Origin of the sequence: Alteromonas ponticola, from assembly GCF_012911815.1 — a bacterium.
GTDB lineage: Bacteria > Pseudomonadota > Gammaproteobacteria > Enterobacterales > Alteromonadaceae > Alteromonas > Alteromonas ponticola.
The window spans coordinates 418,238-435,808 of record NZ_JAATNW010000004.1; the positions used below are offsets into that span (position 1 = coordinate 418,238).

The window sequence follows — 17,571 nt, forward strand, 5'->3', positions numbered from 1 at the left end:
CATGAAAATACTGCGTACGCTACATACCATATCAGCCGATCCAAACCTTTCATTTGACGACAAGCTGAAGCGCCTGCTAAATGTGGGCTGCAGTGTGCTGGAAATGGAAGTGGGCATTGTCAGTAAAATAGAAAAACAGACATACACGGTGATTGCCGCCAACTCACCAGATGATGCACTGGAGCCAGGTACCACATTTAACCTGGGTGATACTTTCTGTGCAGACACCTTAAGTGAAAATGCGTTGGTCAGTTACTATGACGTAGGCTCGGTGTGTGGTAAGCACCCGGCAGCAGACTGTTTTCAATTGTATTGCTACATCGGCATTCCGCTGATGGTCAATGGCAAACTATTCGGAACGGTAAACTTTTCATCTCCTAATCCTAAGAAAAAGCCTTTCAAAGAAGTAGAGCTTGATTACGTCATTTTGTTGTCTGAATGGATCGCTACGGAATTAAGTCGCAAGCTGGCGTTTAAAAGTGTCAACCATAAGAACGAAGCGTTGTTACGCCAGAATAAAATGCTTAATCAGGTCAGTGAGCTTGCCGGGGTAGGTACCTGGGAAATTGACGTACGACGAAAGATCGTCCGCTGGTCAAAAGTCCTAAAGAAATTGTATGAATTTCCGCCCGACTTTGATGTGTCGCTCGAAGCAGGTCTTCAGGTTGTAAAGCATCAAAAAGATAGAGTCCGATTAGAAAAGCTTATTTATGACTGCATTGAAAATAGTAATCCGATCTCCACAGAACTGGAGGTGCTGACGTTTACCGGCAGGACTTTATGGGTTGCTATCAGGGCCCAAGCCGAGGTCGAGGAAGGCATTTGTACTCGCGTACTGGGAGCGACACAGGATATCACTCGACAAATTCTTACCAGCAGAGACTTAGAACATAAACGCCAGATTGCCGAACAGGCCCTGCAGGCAAGAAGTCAGTTCTTGGCCAACATGAGCCATGAAATTCGTACACCAATTAATGGGGTGCTGGGTATGCTCGAGTCCCTTGCCAAGACTTCGCTAACTGAAAAGCAACAGGAATTTTGTTCTATTGCTAACCAAAGTGCGGAATCACTACTAGGGCTTATTAACGATATTTTAGATTTTTCTAAAATTGACTCGGGTGAGATGACACTGGAGAACGTGCCGCTAAACTTAGGTAGCTTGGTTGAAAGACAGGTTAAAATCTTTGAATATGCCGCAAAGAAAAAGGACGTGAGCCTGATCACGGATGTGGATGCTGTAAAAGACCTTAAGCTACAAGGTGATCCTGTGCGTATCCAGCAAATTTTGACCAACCTCATCAGCAATGCAATCAAATTTACTCATCATGGCACCGTTACAGTAAAAACCCGGGCGCTGGAAAAGGCTGATGATACTTACTTGATACGGTTGGTTATTGAAGATACCGGTGTGGGTATTGCAAACGATCGCTTAAACCGAATTTTCTCGCCATTTCATCAGGGGGACAGTGCCACCACCAGAGAGTTTGGCGGAACCGGGTTAGGGCTCTCGATTGTTTCTCAAATTGCCGAAATGATGGGGGGAGGAATTCATGTTGCCAGCCAGCCTGACGTGGGCTCAACCTTCACCGTTACGCTGCAGCTTGCCAAATCAAGCGAAAGTGTTAGCGCTTCATCCCACGAAGAAGCCGAGCAGCACGGTTCTATTGCGGGAGCGCATATATTAGTAGTGGAAGACAACGCAATTAATCAGATTGTTATTTCAGAACAGTTAAAAGATCTACAGGTTAATATCGATATTGCTGATAATGGCGAAATTGCCGTTAATAAAATCGCTGATGCGCTAAATAATGAAAAACCGTATGATCTAATAATCATGGACTGCCAGATGCCCGTTATGGATGGTTACACCGCAGCAACCCAAATCAGAGCATTGGGTGGGCATGCGGCGTATGTTCCTATCATTGCATTAACGGCTAATGTGCTGGTGGGTGAACGAGAGAAATGTGCTGAAGCAGGTATGAATGATTACCTGACCAAACCCATTAACAGTGCGCGTCTCACGGCTTGCTTACACCGATTCCTGCGACGCAAAAACGCTGACGAAATAAGCGAAAAATGACGTTTTCGGCGCAATCGCCGGCGCTTTAATATCGCCTAAAATTAATTCAAATTTGACCTATCACTCACCTATCTTTTCTGTTATCATTTCGCGCCCTTTTTATGGGGGTATGGTTAAAAAATGGCTAATCTGGCCGTTTTTAGCAGCATGAACGACTCGGGAGAGTCTTAATTTAATAGCGGAGCACTAACATGATCCAAATGCAAACTAACCTGGATGTAGCCGATAACAGCGGCGCTCGCAGGGTTCAGTGTATTAAGGTTCTTGGTGGCTCGCATCGCCGTTATGCAGGTATCGGTGACATCATCAAAGTTACTGTTAAGGAAGCAATTCCTCGCGGTAAAGTTAAAAAAGGTGACGTACTGAACGCAGTGGTGGTGCGTACTAGAAAAGGCGTTCGTCGTGCAGATGGTTCAACCATCCGTTTCGATAATAACGCGGCTGTTTTGTTGAATAGCAACAAGCAACCAATTGGTACGCGTATCTTTGGCCCGGTTACACGTGAGCTTCGAAGTGATAACTTCATGAAGATTATCTCACTGGCCCCAGAGGTACTATAAGGAGTCACGATAATGGCTAGAAAAATTCGTCGTGATGATGAAGTAGTCGTATTAGCGGGTAAAGATAAAGGCAAACAAGGCAAAGTCCTGAAAGTGCTGGTAGCTGACAACCGCGTAGTTGTAGAAGGCGTAAACCTCGTCAAGAAACACCAGAAGCCTAACCCTCACGCGGGTGAAGCGGGCGGTATTATTGAAAAGGAAGCTTCTATTCACGTTTCTAATGTAGCGATTGTTAACCCGGCAACGGGCAAAGCGGATCGCGTTGGTTTCCGTATGGAAGACGAGAAGAAAGTTCGTTTCTTCAAGTCCAACGGTGAACTTGTTTAATTAATTGGAGAGTACGATGGCGAAACTGCATGATTTCTATAAAGAAACAGTAGTAGCTGAACTTGCTAAGCAGTTCGGGTACCAAAGCGTCATGCAAGTCCCTCGGATTGAAAAAATCACTCTAAACATGGGTTTAGGTGAAGCAGTTGCTGATAAGAAGGTGCTTGAGAATGCTCAAGCTGACATGGCGGCTATCGCTGGTCAAAAGCCAATTGTCACAGTTGCAAGAAAATCTGTAGCGGGTTTTAAAATCCGTGAAGGTTATCCGATTGGCTGTAAAGTAACCCTACGCGGTGAGCGTATGTGGGAATTCCTTGAGCGTTTGATTTCAATCGCTATTCCACGTATCCGTGACTTCCGCGGTTTAAACCCGAAGTCGTTTGACGGTCGTGGTAACTACAGCATGGGCGTGCGTGAGCAAATCATTTTCCCTGAAATCGATTTCGATAAAGTGGATAAAGTTCGTGGTATGGATATTACTATCACTACCAGCGCGAACTCGAATGAAGAAGCACGTGCTCTGTTGACTGCGTTCAACTTCCCATTCAAAAAATAAGGTGTAGGGTTATGGCAAAAGAATCAATGAAGGCTCGTGAAGCTAAGCGTGCAAAGCTAGTTGCTAAGTACGCTGAAAAGCGCGCCGAACTCAAAGCGATTATCAGCGATGTTAACGCCTCTGAAGAAGAGCGTTGGGATGCTGTGCTTAAGCTACAACAACTACCACGTGATTCAGCTAAGTCACGTCAGCAAAACCGCTGCCGTATTACTGGTCGTCCACATGGTTACCTACGCAAATTTGGTCTAAGCCGTATTAAGCTGCGCGAAGCGGCAATGCGCGGTGAAGTCCCTGGCCTTAAAAAAGCCAGCTGGTAAGGAGTAGCTGATATGAGCATGCAAGATCCTATCGCGGATATGTTTACCCGCATACGTAACGGCCAAATGGCACAGAAAGTGTCTGTTATTATGCCTTCTTCTAAACTTCGCAGCGCAATTTGCGAAGTGCTAAAAGCTGAAGGTTACATTACAGATTACGCCGTGTCTGGTGACGTTAAGCCTGCACTTGAAGTAACGTTAAAGTACTTCGAAGGCAAGCAAGTAATTGACACAATCGAACGTGTAAGCCGTCCTGGTCTGCGCATCTATAAGAAAAAAGATGAGCTTCCAAAAGTACTAGGTGGTTTAGGTGTGGCTATCGTGTCGACTTCTAAAGGTGTGATGACTGACCGTGCCGCGCGTAAAGCGGGTATGGGTGGTGAGATCATCGGTTATGTAGCGTAATCGGAGGAGTTGAAATGTCACGAGTAGCAAAAGCCCCGGTCGACTTGAAATCAGGTGTAGATGTAACCATCTCTGGTCAACAAGTCACTGTTAAAGGTTCGAAAGGTACACTGAGCCGCGTATTTAACGACGCAGTAGAAGTAGTTCAGGAAGAAAACCAGCTTAAAGCACTACCTCGCGAAGGTTATGCTGACGCTTGGGCACAGGCAGGTACTGCACGTGCGCTTCTGAATTCTATGGTTCAGGGTACGACAGAAGGTTTTGAGAAAAAGCTGCAGTTAAATGGTGTTGGTTACCGTGCGCAAGCACAGGGTGCCAAACTTAACCTGACGCTTGGTTTCTCTCATCCTGTTGTATACGAAATGCCTGAAGGCATTACAGTTGAAACTCCTAGCCAAACTGAAATCGTCGTTAAAGGCGCCGATAAGCAGGTGGTAGGACAGGTTGCGGCGAACATTCGCGCATATCGTCCACCAGAGCCTTACAAAGGTAAAGGTGTTCGTTACGCTGATGAACAAGTACGTCGTAAAGAAGCTAAGAAAAAGTAGGTGGGTGATACGATGGATAAGAAAACAGCTCGCATTCGTCGCGCGACTCGCGCACGAGCAAAAATACGTGAACTGGCCGCGCATCGCCTGGTAGTGAACCGCACACCTCGCCACATCTATGCTCAGTTAATCGCACCAAACGGTTCTGAGGTGTTGGCGGCAGCTTCTACCGTTGAAGCCGATCTTAAGAAAGATCTTAAATCAACTGGTAACGCTGAAGCAGCGGCGGCAGTCGGTAAGGCAATCGCAGAACGTGCAATCGAAAAAGGCGTGAAAGACGTCGCTTTTGATCGCAGTGGTTTTAAATACCACGGTCGTGTGAAAGCATTGGCTGATGCAGCTCGCGAAGCTGGTCTTCAGTTCTAGGAGTTTAAAATGGCTAAACAAGAAGTTCAAACAGGTGAACTGTTAGAGAAATTGATTGCTGTTAACCGCGTATCTAAAGTGGTTAAAGGTGGTCGAATCTTCAGTTTTACCGCATTGACAGTAGTGGGTGACGGCAGTGGCCGCGTTGGTTTTGGTTACGGTAAAGCACGTGAAGTGCCTGCTGCAATCCAAAAAGCAATGGAAAAGGCGCGCCGTAACATGGTGAACGTTGATTTAAACGGTCATACATTACAGCACCCAATCAAAGGTCGTCACTCTGGCTCTAAAGTTTACATGCAGCCTGCATCAGAAGGTACTGGTATTATCGCCGGTGGTGCAATGCGTGCGGTACTCGAAGTAGCTGGTGTGCAGAACGTACTTTCAAAATGTTACGGTTCTACTAACCCAATCAACGTTGTACGTGCAACAATCAACGCGCTGACAGAGATGAACTCTCCAGCCGGTGTTGCGGCTAAGCGTGGGTTGTCTGTAGAAGAAATTTTGGGGTAAGCAGACATGGCAACGATTAAAGTAAAGCAAACGAAAAGTGCAATTGGCCGCTTGCCAAAGCACAAAGCGACGCTGAAGGGCTTAGGCCTGCGTAAAATCAACCATGTCCGTGAACTGGAAGATACTCCAAGTGTCCGTGGCATGATCAACCGTGTAAATTACATGGTTGAAATTGTGGAGGAGTAAGACATGCGTTTAAATACGATTTCTCCTGCACCAGGAGCAAAACAATCTGGTAAGCGTGTTGGCCGTGGTATCGGTTCAGGGCTTGGCAAGACTGGTGGCCGTGGTCACAAAGGTCAAAAAAGTCGTTCTGGTGGAACGGTTAAGCCAGGCTTTGAAGGCGGTCAAATGCCAATTCAACGCCGTCTACCTAAGTTTGGTTTCACTTCGCGCGTAAGCAGAGTAACTGACCAAGTTACTTTGACTGAAATTGCGCAAGTTGAAGGCGATGTAGTTTCTCTGGAAACTTTAAAAGCTGCTGGTCTTGTAAAGAAAGAAATGCAGTTCGTTAAAGTTGTTAAGAGTGGCGAATTGTCACGCAAGGTAACGGTTAACGGGTTGAAGGTTACTAAAGGCGCGCGTGAAGCGATTGAAGCTGCCGGCGGTAAAGTAGAGGAATAAGCTAGATGGCTAAACCAGGATTGGATTCAGGCGCGAAAAGCGGCTTAAGTGAGCTTAAGGCAAGATTGTTGTTCGTCTTTGGCGCAATCGTAGTATTCCGGTTAGGTTCTTATGTACCTATTCCTGGTATTGACCCTGCGGTTTTAGCTGACTTGTTCGAACAGCAAAAAGGCACCATCGTAGAGATGTTCAACATGTTCTCCGGTGGCGCCCTTGAGCGTGCATCCGTTCTGGCTTTGGGCATTATGCCATACATTACTGCATCCATTATTATGCAGTTGCTCTCGGTGGTTCACCCGCCGATGATGGAGCTTAAAAAAGAAGGCGAAGCAGGTCGCCGTAAAATCAATCAGTACACGCGTTATTTAACGTTAGTGCTAGCGACGTTCCAGTCAATTGGTATTGCGACCGGTCTGCCCAACCTGATTAATGGATTGGTGATAAGTCCGGGCTTCGGATTCTACTTTACAGCGGTAGTGAGCTTAGTCACAGGAACTATGTTCCTTATGTGGTTAGGTGAGCAAATTACCGAAAGAGGTATTGGAAACGGTATCTCGATATTAATATTTGCTGGTATTGTTGCCGGTCTGCCAACAGCGATAGGTCAGACTGCGGAGCAAGCAAGGCAAGGTGATATCAACATGTTGTTCCTATTGTTAATTGGAGCAATTGTACTTGGCCTGACTTACCTGGTTGTGTTTGTAGAACGAGCACAACGTCGTATCGTGGTAAATTATGCAAAGCGTCAGCAAGGCCGTAAGGTGTTTGCCGCGCAAAGCACGCATTTACCATTGAAGGTGAACATGGCGGGTGTGATACCACCAATCTTTGCATCAAGTATCATTCTATTCCCTGGCACGATTGCGGGCTGGTTTGGAACGAATGAATCTACAGCATGGTTGCAGGATGTAGCATTAATGCTTTCGCCTGGTCAGCCGTTATATGTGATGTTGTATGCAGCTGCGATTATTTTCTTCTGCTTCTTCTACACGGCGTTGGTATTCAACCCGCGTGAAACAGCAGATAACCTGAAAAAATCCGGTGCGTTTATTCCGGGCATCCGCCCTGGAGAACAAACATCGCGTTATATTGATAAAGTAATGACTCGTCTGACTCTGGCTGGCGCACTGTACATAACCTTTATTTGTTTAGTGCCTGAATTTATGTTGATTGCCTGGAATGTACCGTTTTACTTCGGTGGAACGTCGCTTCTAATCATTGTGGTAGTCATCATGGACTTTATGGCACAGGTGCAGACACATTTGATGTCTACTCAATATGAGTCTGTTCTGAAGAAAGCTAATCTTAAAGGCTACGGCCGCTAAGATTGGTTCACTACGGAGTGATGTAATGAAAGTTCGTGCATCAGTTAAGAAAATTTGCCGTAACTGTAAAGTCATTAAGCGCAACGGTGTTGTGCGAGTGATTTGCGTTGAGCCTAAGCATAAGCAAAGGCAAGGCTAATTTACGCGGTGAGTAATCACTGAATAGTGTAAGCAGAACCTGACAAGGTTCTGCTTTGCCTGTTCCAGTATTACGAACCTAAATTTGCATTTTGTTCGACGGGTAAGTATCCTATCGGGCTTTTTAGGTCGTCGACAATTAAATTAGAGGAGTGCTGTTAATGGCCCGTATCGCTGGCATTAACATTCCTGAGCACAAGCATGCCGTTATCGCTATTCAAGCGATCTACGGTATCGGTCCTACACGTGCGAAAAGCATATGTGCAGGCGCTGGTGTTGCAGAATCTACAAAAATCAAAGAGCTTGACGAAGCAACTGTAGAGAAGCTTCGTGAAGAAGTAGCAAAATTCATGGTCGAAGGTGATCTTCGCCGTGAAGTATCGATGAGCATCAAACGTTTGATGGACCTGGGTTGCTTCCGTGGTATTCGCCACCGTCGTAGCTTGCCTCTACGTGGTCAGCGTACTAAAACTAATGCGCGTACCCGTAAAGGTCCTCGTAAGCCAATCAAGAAGTAAGCGGGGGATTTAGTTATGGCAAAAGCACCAGCTCGTACAACGCGTAAGCGCGCTAAACGTCAGGTTGCAGACGGTATGGCTCATATCCATGCGTCTTTCAATAACACAATTGTGACTATCACAGATCGTCAAGGCAATGCATTAGCATGGGCGACATCAGGTGGTTCAGGTTTCCGTGGTTCACGTAAATCTACCCCTTTTGCTGCACAGGTTGCTGCTGAGCGTGCAGGTGTTGCTGCACAAGATTACGGTCTGAAGAACCTAGAAGTGTTCGTTAAAGGTCCAGGTCCAGGCCGTGAGTCTGCGATCCGTGCGCTTAACGCCACTGGGTATAAGATCACAAACATTACCGATGTGACGCCTATCCCTCACAACGGTTGTCGTCCACCGAAAAAACGTCGCGTTTAATCGACGGACAGTTGGAGAAAGATCATGGCAAGATATTTGGGTCCAAAACTCAAACTAAGCCGTCGCGAAGGGACAGACCTGTTCCTTAAGAGCGGCGTTCGCGCAATCGATTCTAAGTGTAAGATCGATACAGCGCCTGGTCAGCACGGTGCCCGTCGTGGCCGTTTGTCTGACTACGGTGTACAGTTGCGTGAAAAGCAAAAAGTACGTCGTATGTATGGCGTATTAGAAAAGCAATTCCGTAACTACTATAAAGAAGCTGCTCGTTTGAAGGGCAACACGGGTGAAAACCTGTTGCAACTTCTTGAACAGCGTCTTGATAACGTAGTTTATCGTATGGGATTCGCCAGCACACGTGCTGAAGCACGTCAGTTGGTAAGCCACAAAGCAATCATGGTAAATGGTCGCGTTGTGAACATTCCATCGTTTAACGTTTCTGCCGAAGACGTGGTTTCTGTTCGTGAGAAAGCTAAAAAGCAATCGCGTATCAACGCGGCTTTAGAATTGGCTGACCAACGTGAGAAGCCAACCTGGATTGAAGTAGACAGCAGCAAACTTGAAGGCACGTTCAAACGTGTTCCTGAAAGAGAAGACTTGTCTGCGGATATTAACGAACAGTTGATCGTCGAACTTTACTCTAAGTAAAGCTAACTAAAGAGGAAGCATTGTGGGTTCTGTGACTGAATTCCTAAAACCGAGATTAGTTGAGATCGAAAACGTTTCTCCTACTCGTGCCAAAGTAACTTTGGAACCACTAGAGCGCGGTTTCGGCCATACTCTAGGTAACGCACTTCGTCGTATTTTATTGTCATCCATGCCTGGTTGCGCGGTGACAGAAGTTGAAATTGACGGCGTATTACACGAGTACAGCACCAAAGAAGGTGTGCAGGAAGATGTAATTGAAATTCTGCTTAATCTGAAAGGTTTAGCGGTTCGCCTTGAAGGTAAAAATGAGGCAACCCTGACACTAGTGAAGTCTGGCGCTGGCCCTGTTGTTGCTGGTGATATTCAGCACGACGGTGATGTAGAAATTGTAAACCCTGATCATCTAATTTGTACGCTTACTGGTGACACTGAAATCAGCATGCGTATTAAAATTGAGATGGGTCGCGGCTATGTGCCTGCGTCTACGCGCCGTTCCTCTGAAGAAGATGATCGTCCAATTGGTCGTTTATTAGTTGACGCATCTTACAGCCCAGTAGAACGTATTGCATACACTGTTGAGTCTGCGCGTGTTGAACAACGCACGGACTTAGACAAGTTAATCATCGATATGGAAACAAACGGTACCTTGGATCCTGAAGAAGCGATCCGCCGTTCAGCAACAATTCTTGCTGAACAGCTTGATGCCTTTGTTGATTTACGTGACGTTTCTGAACCTGTTCAGAAGGAAGAGAAGCCGGAATTCGATCCGATTCTTCTGCGTCCGGTTGATGATTTAGAGCTGACTGTACGTTCTGCTAACTGTCTGAAAGCTGAAGCTATCCAGTACATTGGTGACCTGGTACAGCGCACTGAGGTTGAGTTACTTAAAACGCCTAACCTTGGTAAGAAATCGCTAACTGAAATCAAAGACGTGTTAGCTTCACGTGGACTGTCTCTAGGCATGCGCCTGGAAAACTGGCCACCTGAAAGCATCGCTGAGAAAGATTAATCAGGTTTTTCACAAAACTGATTTGTAAAGAAGGATAAAACTATGCGCCATCGTAAGAGTGGTCGTCAGTTGAATCGCAACAGCAGCCATCGTCAAGCTATGTTCAAAAACATGGCCGGCTCTTTGGTCAAGCACGAAGTGATCAAAACGACGTTACCCAAAGCAAAAGAATTACGTCGCGTAATTGAGCCTCTAATCACATTGGCTAAACAAGACAGCGTTGCAAACCGCCGTCTGGTTATGGCTCGCACTGGTGATAAAGAGGTTGTAGGTAAACTGTTTAACGACTTAGGTCCTCGCTACGAGGCCCGCCCAGGCGGTTACACTCGCATTCTTAAATGCGGTTTCCGTGCAGGCGACAATGCCCCAATGGCATTCGTTGAACTAGTAGACCGCCCTGAAGTTGAAGCTGCTGAAGAAGTTGCAGAGACTGAAGAGTAATTTTAGCTTCATTGATTCGGTTTACACCGAATTTAAAATAAAAAAACCCAGCTTAAGCTGGGTTTTTTCATGTGAGGGAATTAATTTAATATAAAATATTCTGCTAGCTAAAACTTAAAATTTTTAAATTAACTAACAGTCATTTATGCGCTCTTACTTAAGAAAATCTCCAAACTTTGATAATGCTGGGGGGCAAAGACTCAATATAAAACTTGTTCCTCTCTATAAATTACAGCGTGTTTAGCCCAGTAAATGTTACCCAATGCTTAATAAAATTGCTAAAATAAAATATTCCCATTTTTGAATTTCTTAGTGTAGAAAGCTGAATAATGATTATTTTATCTGAACATCAGTATGTAAGCACTACATCACAAGTTAACTGTATTTGATTTGAACAAATATTTATTTTTTAAAAAGTTTACAGGTAAGGGCTATGTCGAGACGTTTTATGGGCAGTGCTAAAAATGAATTAAACATTAATAATCGTGATTTGTTAGTGCATCAGTTAGAGCAAACCCAGGATCAACTTGAATATTATTTTATCAAGTGTAACGAGGTTACTAAATCTTACGAACTAGCTTCTGACACAATTACAGCATTTAGAAAGAAAAATAAGGGATTGGAAGCACGTTATTCAGAATTAGTTATTGACTTTAACTGGACTCAATACTGGAAAGCCGTGTATTTTAATAACACTAAAAAAAGCTTAACTAAGCTTATCTATCATAGGATTAAATATCTTCTTAAAAAAGATGAAACTTGTCAATCGCCTGATGAAGACCTTTTAGCACTTCTAAATTCAGATCTTTTCAATTCACATTGGTATTTAAAAGAGTATCCGGATTTAGCCGAGCAAAAGGTCGAGCCAGCTTCTCACTTCTTAAATTTTGGTTTCAAAGAACTGCGGAATCCAAGTAAAAAATTTTGCACACACAAATACCTAGAGAAATATCCAGATGTTAAAGAATCAAACTTAAATCCTTTAGTTCATTATATTAATTATGGAAGAGAAGAAGGTAGAAGAAGATTTTCGGTCTAGGTAATTAAACTATATTATTGGTTTTGTATGACATATTTAAAAAGTATTAGAAAAAGCCATGAGGCAAACCGACATGAGGAAACAGTTCTTCTCTCTCAAGAAGCAATCAATAAACATCCAGGATTCATACTATATTATGAATTTTTATCGACCGCGCTAATCAAACTGAATAGATTTGAAGACGCTCTTGATTGTATATCTCGCGGATTATTAATTGATTCCAGTAATTCGACATTAAAAGCACTAAAGACAGCCTCAGCAAAATATAGTTCTAAAAACCTAAATGTATGTGGTCAGGTAGAACGATTACCAATAACTAAGTTACCTAGAACATTAGAACTTGGAAATAGAATTTCAAATTACCGGAGTGAAACTGAGTGTACCTGTCAAGACACGCCGCTAGTTACCGTTGTCACAGCTGTCTTTAATAATGATAAAACGCTAGAACGTTGTATACAATCTATCAGTTTGCAATCCTATCCCAATATTGAACATATAGTTATTGATGGCGGAAGCAATGATAAGACGACTGACATCCTCTTAAAAAATAAAGATTATCTTGAATATGTTGTGTCTGAACCTGACGCAGGGATATATGATGCCATGAACAAAGGTATCTCGGTCGCTAAAGGTTCGTTTGTTTGTTTACTGAACTCAGATGATACGTACGAACATGACTTTATAAGTAATTTAGTTCAGACAAGTAAGTCTTGTGATGCAGACGTAATATATAGCGACTTTAAAATTGATGGGAAACTAACACGATCAGTTGAAGAGTTTGGTGCTGGAATTTATTTCGGAAATCTTAACGCAAATCACGCTACCTTTTTGGTTAAAAAAGAGGTTTACAATAAAGTAGGGCTATATAAAACATCTTACAATATTATCTCAGACATTGTTTGGATAAAAGACGCACTGGAGCTAGGCATAAAATTTAAGAAAGCGAATTGTGAAGGTTTTAATTTTTATACTGGAGGAGCATCTAGTGGTAACGATTCCCACCGGAAAGAAAGAATATTTAGCGAAATAGCAAGGCTTTATCAATCAACATTCAGATTTCTTTCACCTAAAGAGTGTATTTCAATCTATACATTTAGATTCGCTCCAAAAAATGCAGAGACCCTACTTACGTTAATTCAGAAGCATGGTGAGAATCAGAGTTTTATAAACTGTTTAGCTTCATATGTAAGTGATTGTCTAACTTATCGAGATAATTTCAAACTTGCATCAGCAGCCTCCTCTTCCGATTTCGTATCATTAGTAAAACTAACGAAAACATTAGACTTGGATGTAAGCCTTATTCGCATTGATACCGCTATCGGATGTTTTTCTGAAATACTTAAACAAATTAAAAAGGTTTGTCATCTACTGTTGGAAACAAAGAATGATGCTGACGCAAAGGTTATTCTTCATTATGCATTTCAGTTTTCTACACCTTCAGAAACGTTCATATATGACTTTATTAATCGATTTAACGATGGCAATAAATATAAGTCGGTATTTTTATGCGATAAACGAGTGTTAGTCGATGAACGACCTTTCGAAAACCTTGTTCAAATAGATTGGGGTGTACTGAATGATAATATTAGAAATGAACTTTATGTGTATTTTTTTAAATTATTAAATCCAGATTTGATTGTGTCGCATTTCGCTCTTAATGATTGGAAACTATCCCAAAGGCTCACGAACCTTAACTTAAAATTTCCAACGATTGCGATGACACATGGTATAGATGTTTTTACGTTATCTGAGAAACCCGAATATAAATCTTATCTTCTCGAAAAATTTTCGGAGAAGACCAAACATAGACTGACAACAGTTTCTAAATTCCTAAGACAAAAGTTACTTTGGCATGGAATTCCGTTAAATAAGGTCGACTTAATCCATAATTGTCCGAATCCTAATTTTTACGAAAATAGAAAAATCAAAGTTGACGCATTCACTAATAAAACTGTTAGGATCCTATCAATAGGTCGCTGTATTGATTGGAAAGGCCACGATGACTTAATAAAGGCTGTTTCTAAGCTTAAGAAAACCACTGATTACAATTTTTCAATTACTATTGTCTATGGTGGCCAGACAAAAAACCTTAACGATTTAAATGATTTAAGAGAGAAGTTGGATGTAACGAAAAATTTTAATTTTATTGAATTCGTCGATTTCGCTCAACAGCCAGAATTTCACCATAAATTCGATATTTACGTGCAAGCTAGTAAAGAAAGTAACGATCGTGAGCCTAGAACTGAAACGTTTGGGGTGGCTGCGCTGGAAGCTATTTATTCCGGATTGCCAACGGTCCTCACTAAAGTAGGAGGTCTCGCTGAATTTGACCAAATCTTCCATCCATTGTTACAGTTCGCGGAGCCAAACAATCCTTCTGACCTGGCGGCCAAGCTTCTCAAACTTATAGAAAACATGTCAGGAAGTTGTGACAATTCGCGATTGGCTCAATTCCTATTTGATAAATACTCATCTGAAAAGCAAAGAGCTTTATTTGACAACACGGTGAGTAAAGTTCTAGCTAAAAACTTACGCGTAGCCTTGCTGACTTCCAATACTACTCAGGGAGCGGGTTATGCAGCTTATAGAGTGCATAAAAGCTTAAGGAAACATAGCTTGATTAACTCGACGTTGTTAACACCAGAAAAGACACATGCCGGGGCAATCGGTGTTCGCTGGATAAAACATCCCAAAAATAAGCGTGGTGATTGGCGCTTTTTCCAACAGCCAGATAACAGCCTACCTGGTATGACAATTTTTACATACAATGAGCAACAATTAGATAATCATACTCTATATAGTATGGTTGCTTCATCCGACGTGATTAATCTTCACTGGACCGCGCGTTTTCTAAGTGTTGAAAATATCGCATTTCTTTCATGGTTGGATAAACCTCTTGTAATCACTATTCGAGACATGTATCACTTGAGTGGGGGGTGTCACTTTTTTCACGGATGCGAAAAGTGGCAATCAAATTGCTCGAATTGTCCTCAATTAATAGATGATATCGGCGATTTATCAGCTTCAACCTTAAGTTACAAAAAAGAGAACTACAATTTTTCTAATATAACTATTGTTGTATTGAGTGACCATACTAGAGAAATCATCAAACAATCCATTTTTAAAGATTGTAATGTCGTTAAAATTCCCAATTCAATTGAAACCGACATTTTCTCTATTGATAATACAAACTCGGTACGTAATACCTATAATATTGACAAAAAAATAAAGGTAATTGGCTATGTCCCATCCTTTCGAAGCGATGTTAAAGGATTCAAAGAAGCAGTTGAGGTTTTAAATCGTCTATATGAGGATACTAGTTATAATTATGAAACTAAAGTTTTGCTATTAGGAAATTCAGAAACTGCGACTGATTTGATAAAATTTGATTGCATCCAAGGTGGGTATGTCTCTGATAATAGCCAATTGGCCGAATTTTATGGGGCGATGGACGTACTGCTTCTTCCATCATTGGAAGAAACATTTTCAAATACCACAGCGGAAGCCATAAGCTGTGGCATCCCGGTAGTAGGGTTCTCGACAGGCGCAATACCTGAGTTAGCTATAGATGGTGTTAGTGGCTATTCAGTTCCTGTTGGTGACACCAACGAATTATTCCTTAAATTAAGGCAATCTCTCATTACTGAAAAAGCTTCTCAGGATACGATAAGGGAATTTGCTCTACAACGCCTCACCATGGAGAAACAAGCGTTCGCCTATCAGGAATTATTTCATCAGCTCATTCACAAAGCCAAAAGCAATTTGCCTACTAGTCCACCCGTTTATTCAAAATACCCCTATGGTCCTATAAATGAATATATTCAAAAAAAGAAGCGTCATGAAAGTAAGGGGTTGAAATATGTTTTTTTTGGTGCGTCAGTATGTGAGCAAACTGAAAAGCACGACACTAAAGAAATTACTGGGTTTATTAACATATTAGAGGAAGTGGTTCGAACAGAAAATCTTAAATGTGAGATCGAGCGTGTTACTGCAGGTTCATGTACTCTAGGTGACGCTGGTCTGGCGTTGATAGATGATGTGCTTAAGCTTAAACCCGATGTTTGTTTTCTTGAATGGTGTACTCCAATAAGTGGTGATTGTAGGGGAGCTGATTGTCGCGCTATATTCGATAAGTTAGTTAAAAACAAAATTCTTCCAGTAGCATTAATATTGCCCCGCAAGGATAGACTGCAAGCGGATACCACAGTTTTTCAAGAAAGTTTAAAGTTATGCGAAGAATATGGTTTCCCTTTTATCGATCTAAGCAGCAAATTTAGTAAAAATTTACTTGACGAAATTCTCAGAGATGTTGTTCATACGACTCCGTTTGGTGCAAAGGTTTATGCTTATGAATTGCTTAATTTCATTAAAGGATTTAGTAGCAAGCCAAGTCTACGGGTTTCTACTCTTGCTGAAGATAAAAGTTATTGCAACTTTGAATTTCCCTGGAAAGAAGCAAAAAACAGGGTGAAAGAACTTAGTTTTGATTTGCTAGTTGAGGCACGTGACAGTGAACAAAAATTTTTACTTTTATTAGAGCAGAGAGTGGGTCCTTGGAGCAGAAAATGCCGAGTGAGAATTACATTCGACAATTATTGCACTGAAGAAGTTCTAGAACTTGCCGACAGCTGGTCGTGGCGTGAACGTCAATGTATCAAACCACTATCCAGTTGGGTAACAGTCCCACCAAATACAAAAATAGTAAAAGTGCATATAGAAAGCATCAACATGAGATTAACGGGTTACACAGAAGACCAAAAACAGCAAGCGAAATTTAATACTCATGGACACCAGATTAGACCAAAAGGCAGACTTTTCTGCATCACAACTGAAAGCCAAGCTTTAATAAAGAATATGAGCGTAATCAAATGATGAATAAGAAACCAGAGTTTGTTATCCCGCCAAATATACAGAGAAAAATGTTAAGTCCAAATAAAGTGGTAGAGTTAATTTCTGACTCATTGAAATCATCAGCCCCCTTTATGTTTTCTCGTTTTGGAAGTATTGAAGGTGAGGTAATCAACAGTGTCTTATTGCGAAACAGAAGTGAAGTAGGGCAAGAATTAAGAGCGAAAGCGAGAAATAATGCCGGAATTGCAAAACCTGATAATGCAACACTAAATAAATTTTCTGTCGAGTATATGGCTAGCATTTGCAACGCTGACCTTTTAGGTATATGGAATTTTCCAGATCAAATAAAGTTAGCGCAATTCACGCAAAACTCATTTTTCTGTCATTTAAATCATCTTGATCCAGTGTTTTTAGGCTCTAAGCATGGCATGAGCTGGACGCAAGCACTGCGTGGGAGCAAAGTATTAGTAATACATCCATTTGCAGAATCAATACGCAACCAAGTTCAGAACAAAGATAAAATTAATTTAATAAGAGATATTTTACCAACCTTTGAGCTTATCACACATGTTCCTCCGCAGACGACCCAAAGAACTGATGAGGTAGCCAGATCGTGGTATGAGGAACTGAAAAAGTTAAAGCTCGAAATTTTGCAGTATGACTTTGATGTAGCCATAATCGGAGCTGGGGCTTATGGTGCTCCAATCGCCTCTTTTATAAAATCACTCGGAGGAAAAGCTCTCCATCTTGGTGGTGTAACGCAATTAATGTTTGGAATAATAGGTAAGCGCTGGGAATCTAGACCCCATATGAAAGACGTGATGAAAGAGGGGTGGAATAGACCTTTAGAGAGCGAAAAACATGAGAATGCCGGTAAAATAGAGGGTGGGTGCTACTGGTGAAG

Annotated in this window: 21 protein-coding genes; all 21 read left to right on the top strand. The window is 42.3% G+C overall.

The window, feature by feature from the left end; all coding sequences use genetic code 11:
* Position 1 precedes the first annotated feature (1 nt).
* The 21 genes from HCJ96_RS09040 to HCJ96_RS09140 all read left to right on the top strand — a co-directional run bounded on the left by HCJ96_RS09040 (position 2) and on the right by HCJ96_RS09140 (position 17,569).
* A complete protein-coding gene (locus tag HCJ96_RS09040) occupies positions 2 to 2,080 on the top strand; it encodes a GAF domain-containing hybrid sensor histidine kinase/response regulator (RefSeq protein WP_169210711.1) in 2,079 nt (692 codons plus the stop codon).
* Between the two features lie 191 nt (positions 2,081 to 2,271).
* Positions 2,272 to 2,640 carry a 50S ribosomal protein L14 gene (rplN, locus tag HCJ96_RS09045; protein WP_169210712.1) on the top strand — a complete coding sequence of 123 codons (369 nt, stop codon included), beginning with the start codon at positions 2,272 to 2,274 and terminating at the stop codon, positions 2,638 to 2,640.
* 12 nt (positions 2,641 to 2,652) lie between these two features.
* On the top strand, positions 2,653 to 2,967 hold the full coding sequence (gene rplX / locus HCJ96_RS09050; RefSeq protein ID WP_169210713.1) for a 50S ribosomal protein L24: 315 nt from the start codon (positions 2,653 to 2,655) through the stop codon (positions 2,965 to 2,967).
* Positions 2,968 to 2,983: 16 nt separating this feature from the next.
* On the top strand, positions 2,984 to 3,523 hold the full coding sequence (gene rplE, locus HCJ96_RS09055; RefSeq protein WP_169210714.1) for a 50S ribosomal protein L5: 540 nt from the start codon (positions 2,984 to 2,986) through the stop codon (positions 3,521 to 3,523).
* Between the two features lie 11 nt (positions 3,524 to 3,534).
* Positions 3,535 to 3,840, top strand: coding sequence for a 30S ribosomal protein S14 (gene rpsN, locus HCJ96_RS09060; RefSeq protein ID WP_169210715.1), 306 nt, complete (start codon positions 3,535 to 3,537; stop codon positions 3,838 to 3,840).
* Between the two features lie 12 nt (positions 3,841 to 3,852).
* Positions 3,853 to 4,245 carry a 30S ribosomal protein S8 gene (gene rpsH / locus HCJ96_RS09065; RefSeq protein WP_169210716.1) on the top strand — a complete coding sequence of 131 codons (393 nt, stop codon included), beginning with the start codon at positions 3,853 to 3,855 and terminating at the stop codon, positions 4,243 to 4,245.
* Positions 4,246 to 4,259: 14 nt separating this feature from the next.
* A complete protein-coding gene (gene rplF, locus HCJ96_RS09070) occupies positions 4,260 to 4,793 on the top strand; it encodes a 50S ribosomal protein L6 (RefSeq protein ID WP_169210717.1) in 534 nt (177 codons plus the stop codon).
* Positions 4,794 to 4,805: 12 nt separating this feature from the next.
* Positions 4,806 to 5,159 (top strand): 50S ribosomal protein L18, encoded by a 354-nt coding sequence (gene rplR, locus HCJ96_RS09075; protein WP_169210718.1) that lies wholly within the window; start codon positions 4,806 to 4,808, stop codon positions 5,157 to 5,159.
* A gap of 9 nt (positions 5,160 to 5,168) precedes the next feature.
* Positions 5,169 to 5,669, top strand: coding sequence for a 30S ribosomal protein S5 (gene rpsE / locus HCJ96_RS09080; protein WP_169210719.1), 501 nt, complete (start codon positions 5,169 to 5,171; stop codon positions 5,667 to 5,669).
* Between the two features lie 6 nt (positions 5,670 to 5,675).
* Positions 5,676 to 5,855 (top strand): 50S ribosomal protein L30, encoded by a 180-nt coding sequence (rpmD, locus tag HCJ96_RS09085; protein ID WP_130638232.1) that lies wholly within the window; start codon positions 5,676 to 5,678, stop codon positions 5,853 to 5,855.
* A gap of 3 nt (positions 5,856 to 5,858) precedes the next feature.
* Positions 5,859 to 6,293, top strand: coding sequence for a 50S ribosomal protein L15 (rplO, locus tag HCJ96_RS09090; protein ID WP_169210720.1), 435 nt, complete (start codon positions 5,859 to 5,861; stop codon positions 6,291 to 6,293).
* 5 nt (positions 6,294 to 6,298) lie between these two features.
* Positions 6,299 to 7,618, top strand: a complete 1,320-nt coding sequence (gene secY, locus HCJ96_RS09095; protein ID WP_169210721.1) for a preprotein translocase subunit SecY — start codon at positions 6,299 to 6,301, stop codon at positions 7,616 to 7,618.
* A 25-nt stretch (positions 7,619 to 7,643) separates the two neighbouring features.
* Positions 7,644 to 7,757: a 50S ribosomal protein L36 gene (rpmJ, locus tag HCJ96_RS09100; protein WP_005417265.1), complete on the top strand. Its 114-nt coding sequence runs from the start codon at positions 7,644 to 7,646 to the stop codon at positions 7,755 to 7,757.
* A gap of 160 nt (positions 7,758 to 7,917) precedes the next feature.
* The gene (gene rpsM, locus HCJ96_RS09105; protein ID WP_169210722.1) at positions 7,918 to 8,274 is read left to right on the top strand and encodes a 30S ribosomal protein S13; all 357 of its coding nucleotides are present in this window, start codon (positions 7,918 to 7,920) and stop codon (positions 8,272 to 8,274) included.
* Between the two features lie 15 nt (positions 8,275 to 8,289).
* On the top strand, positions 8,290 to 8,682 hold the full coding sequence (gene rpsK / locus HCJ96_RS09110) for a 30S ribosomal protein S11 (protein ID WP_169210723.1): 393 nt from the start codon (positions 8,290 to 8,292) through the stop codon (positions 8,680 to 8,682).
* Positions 8,683 to 8,706: 24 nt separating this feature from the next.
* On the top strand, positions 8,707 to 9,327 hold the full coding sequence (gene rpsD, locus HCJ96_RS09115; protein ID WP_169210724.1) for a 30S ribosomal protein S4: 621 nt from the start codon (positions 8,707 to 8,709) through the stop codon (positions 9,325 to 9,327).
* A gap of 19 nt (positions 9,328 to 9,346) precedes the next feature.
* Positions 9,347 to 10,336, top strand: a complete 990-nt coding sequence (locus HCJ96_RS09120; RefSeq protein WP_169210780.1) for a DNA-directed RNA polymerase subunit alpha — start codon at positions 9,347 to 9,349, stop codon at positions 10,334 to 10,336.
* 42 nt (positions 10,337 to 10,378) lie between these two features.
* Positions 10,379 to 10,777: a 50S ribosomal protein L17 gene (gene rplQ, locus HCJ96_RS09125; RefSeq protein WP_169210725.1), complete on the top strand. Its 399-nt coding sequence runs from the start codon at positions 10,379 to 10,381 to the stop codon at positions 10,775 to 10,777.
* 433 nt (positions 10,778 to 11,210) lie between these two features.
* Positions 11,211 to 11,816: a hypothetical protein gene (locus tag HCJ96_RS09130; RefSeq protein WP_169210726.1), complete on the top strand. Its 606-nt coding sequence runs from the start codon at positions 11,211 to 11,213 to the stop codon at positions 11,814 to 11,816.
* A gap of 27 nt (positions 11,817 to 11,843) precedes the next feature.
* Positions 11,844 to 16,688: a glycosyltransferase gene (locus tag HCJ96_RS09135; RefSeq protein ID WP_169210727.1), complete on the top strand. Its 4,845-nt coding sequence runs from the start codon at positions 11,844 to 11,846 to the stop codon at positions 16,686 to 16,688.
* A complete protein-coding gene (locus HCJ96_RS09140; protein WP_169210728.1) occupies positions 16,685 to 17,569 on the top strand; it encodes a GT-D fold domain-containing protein in 885 nt (294 codons plus the stop codon). Before HCJ96_RS09135 ends, HCJ96_RS09140 begins: the two co-directional genes overlap by 4 nt.
* Positions 17,570 to 17,571: the final 2 nt, after the last annotated feature.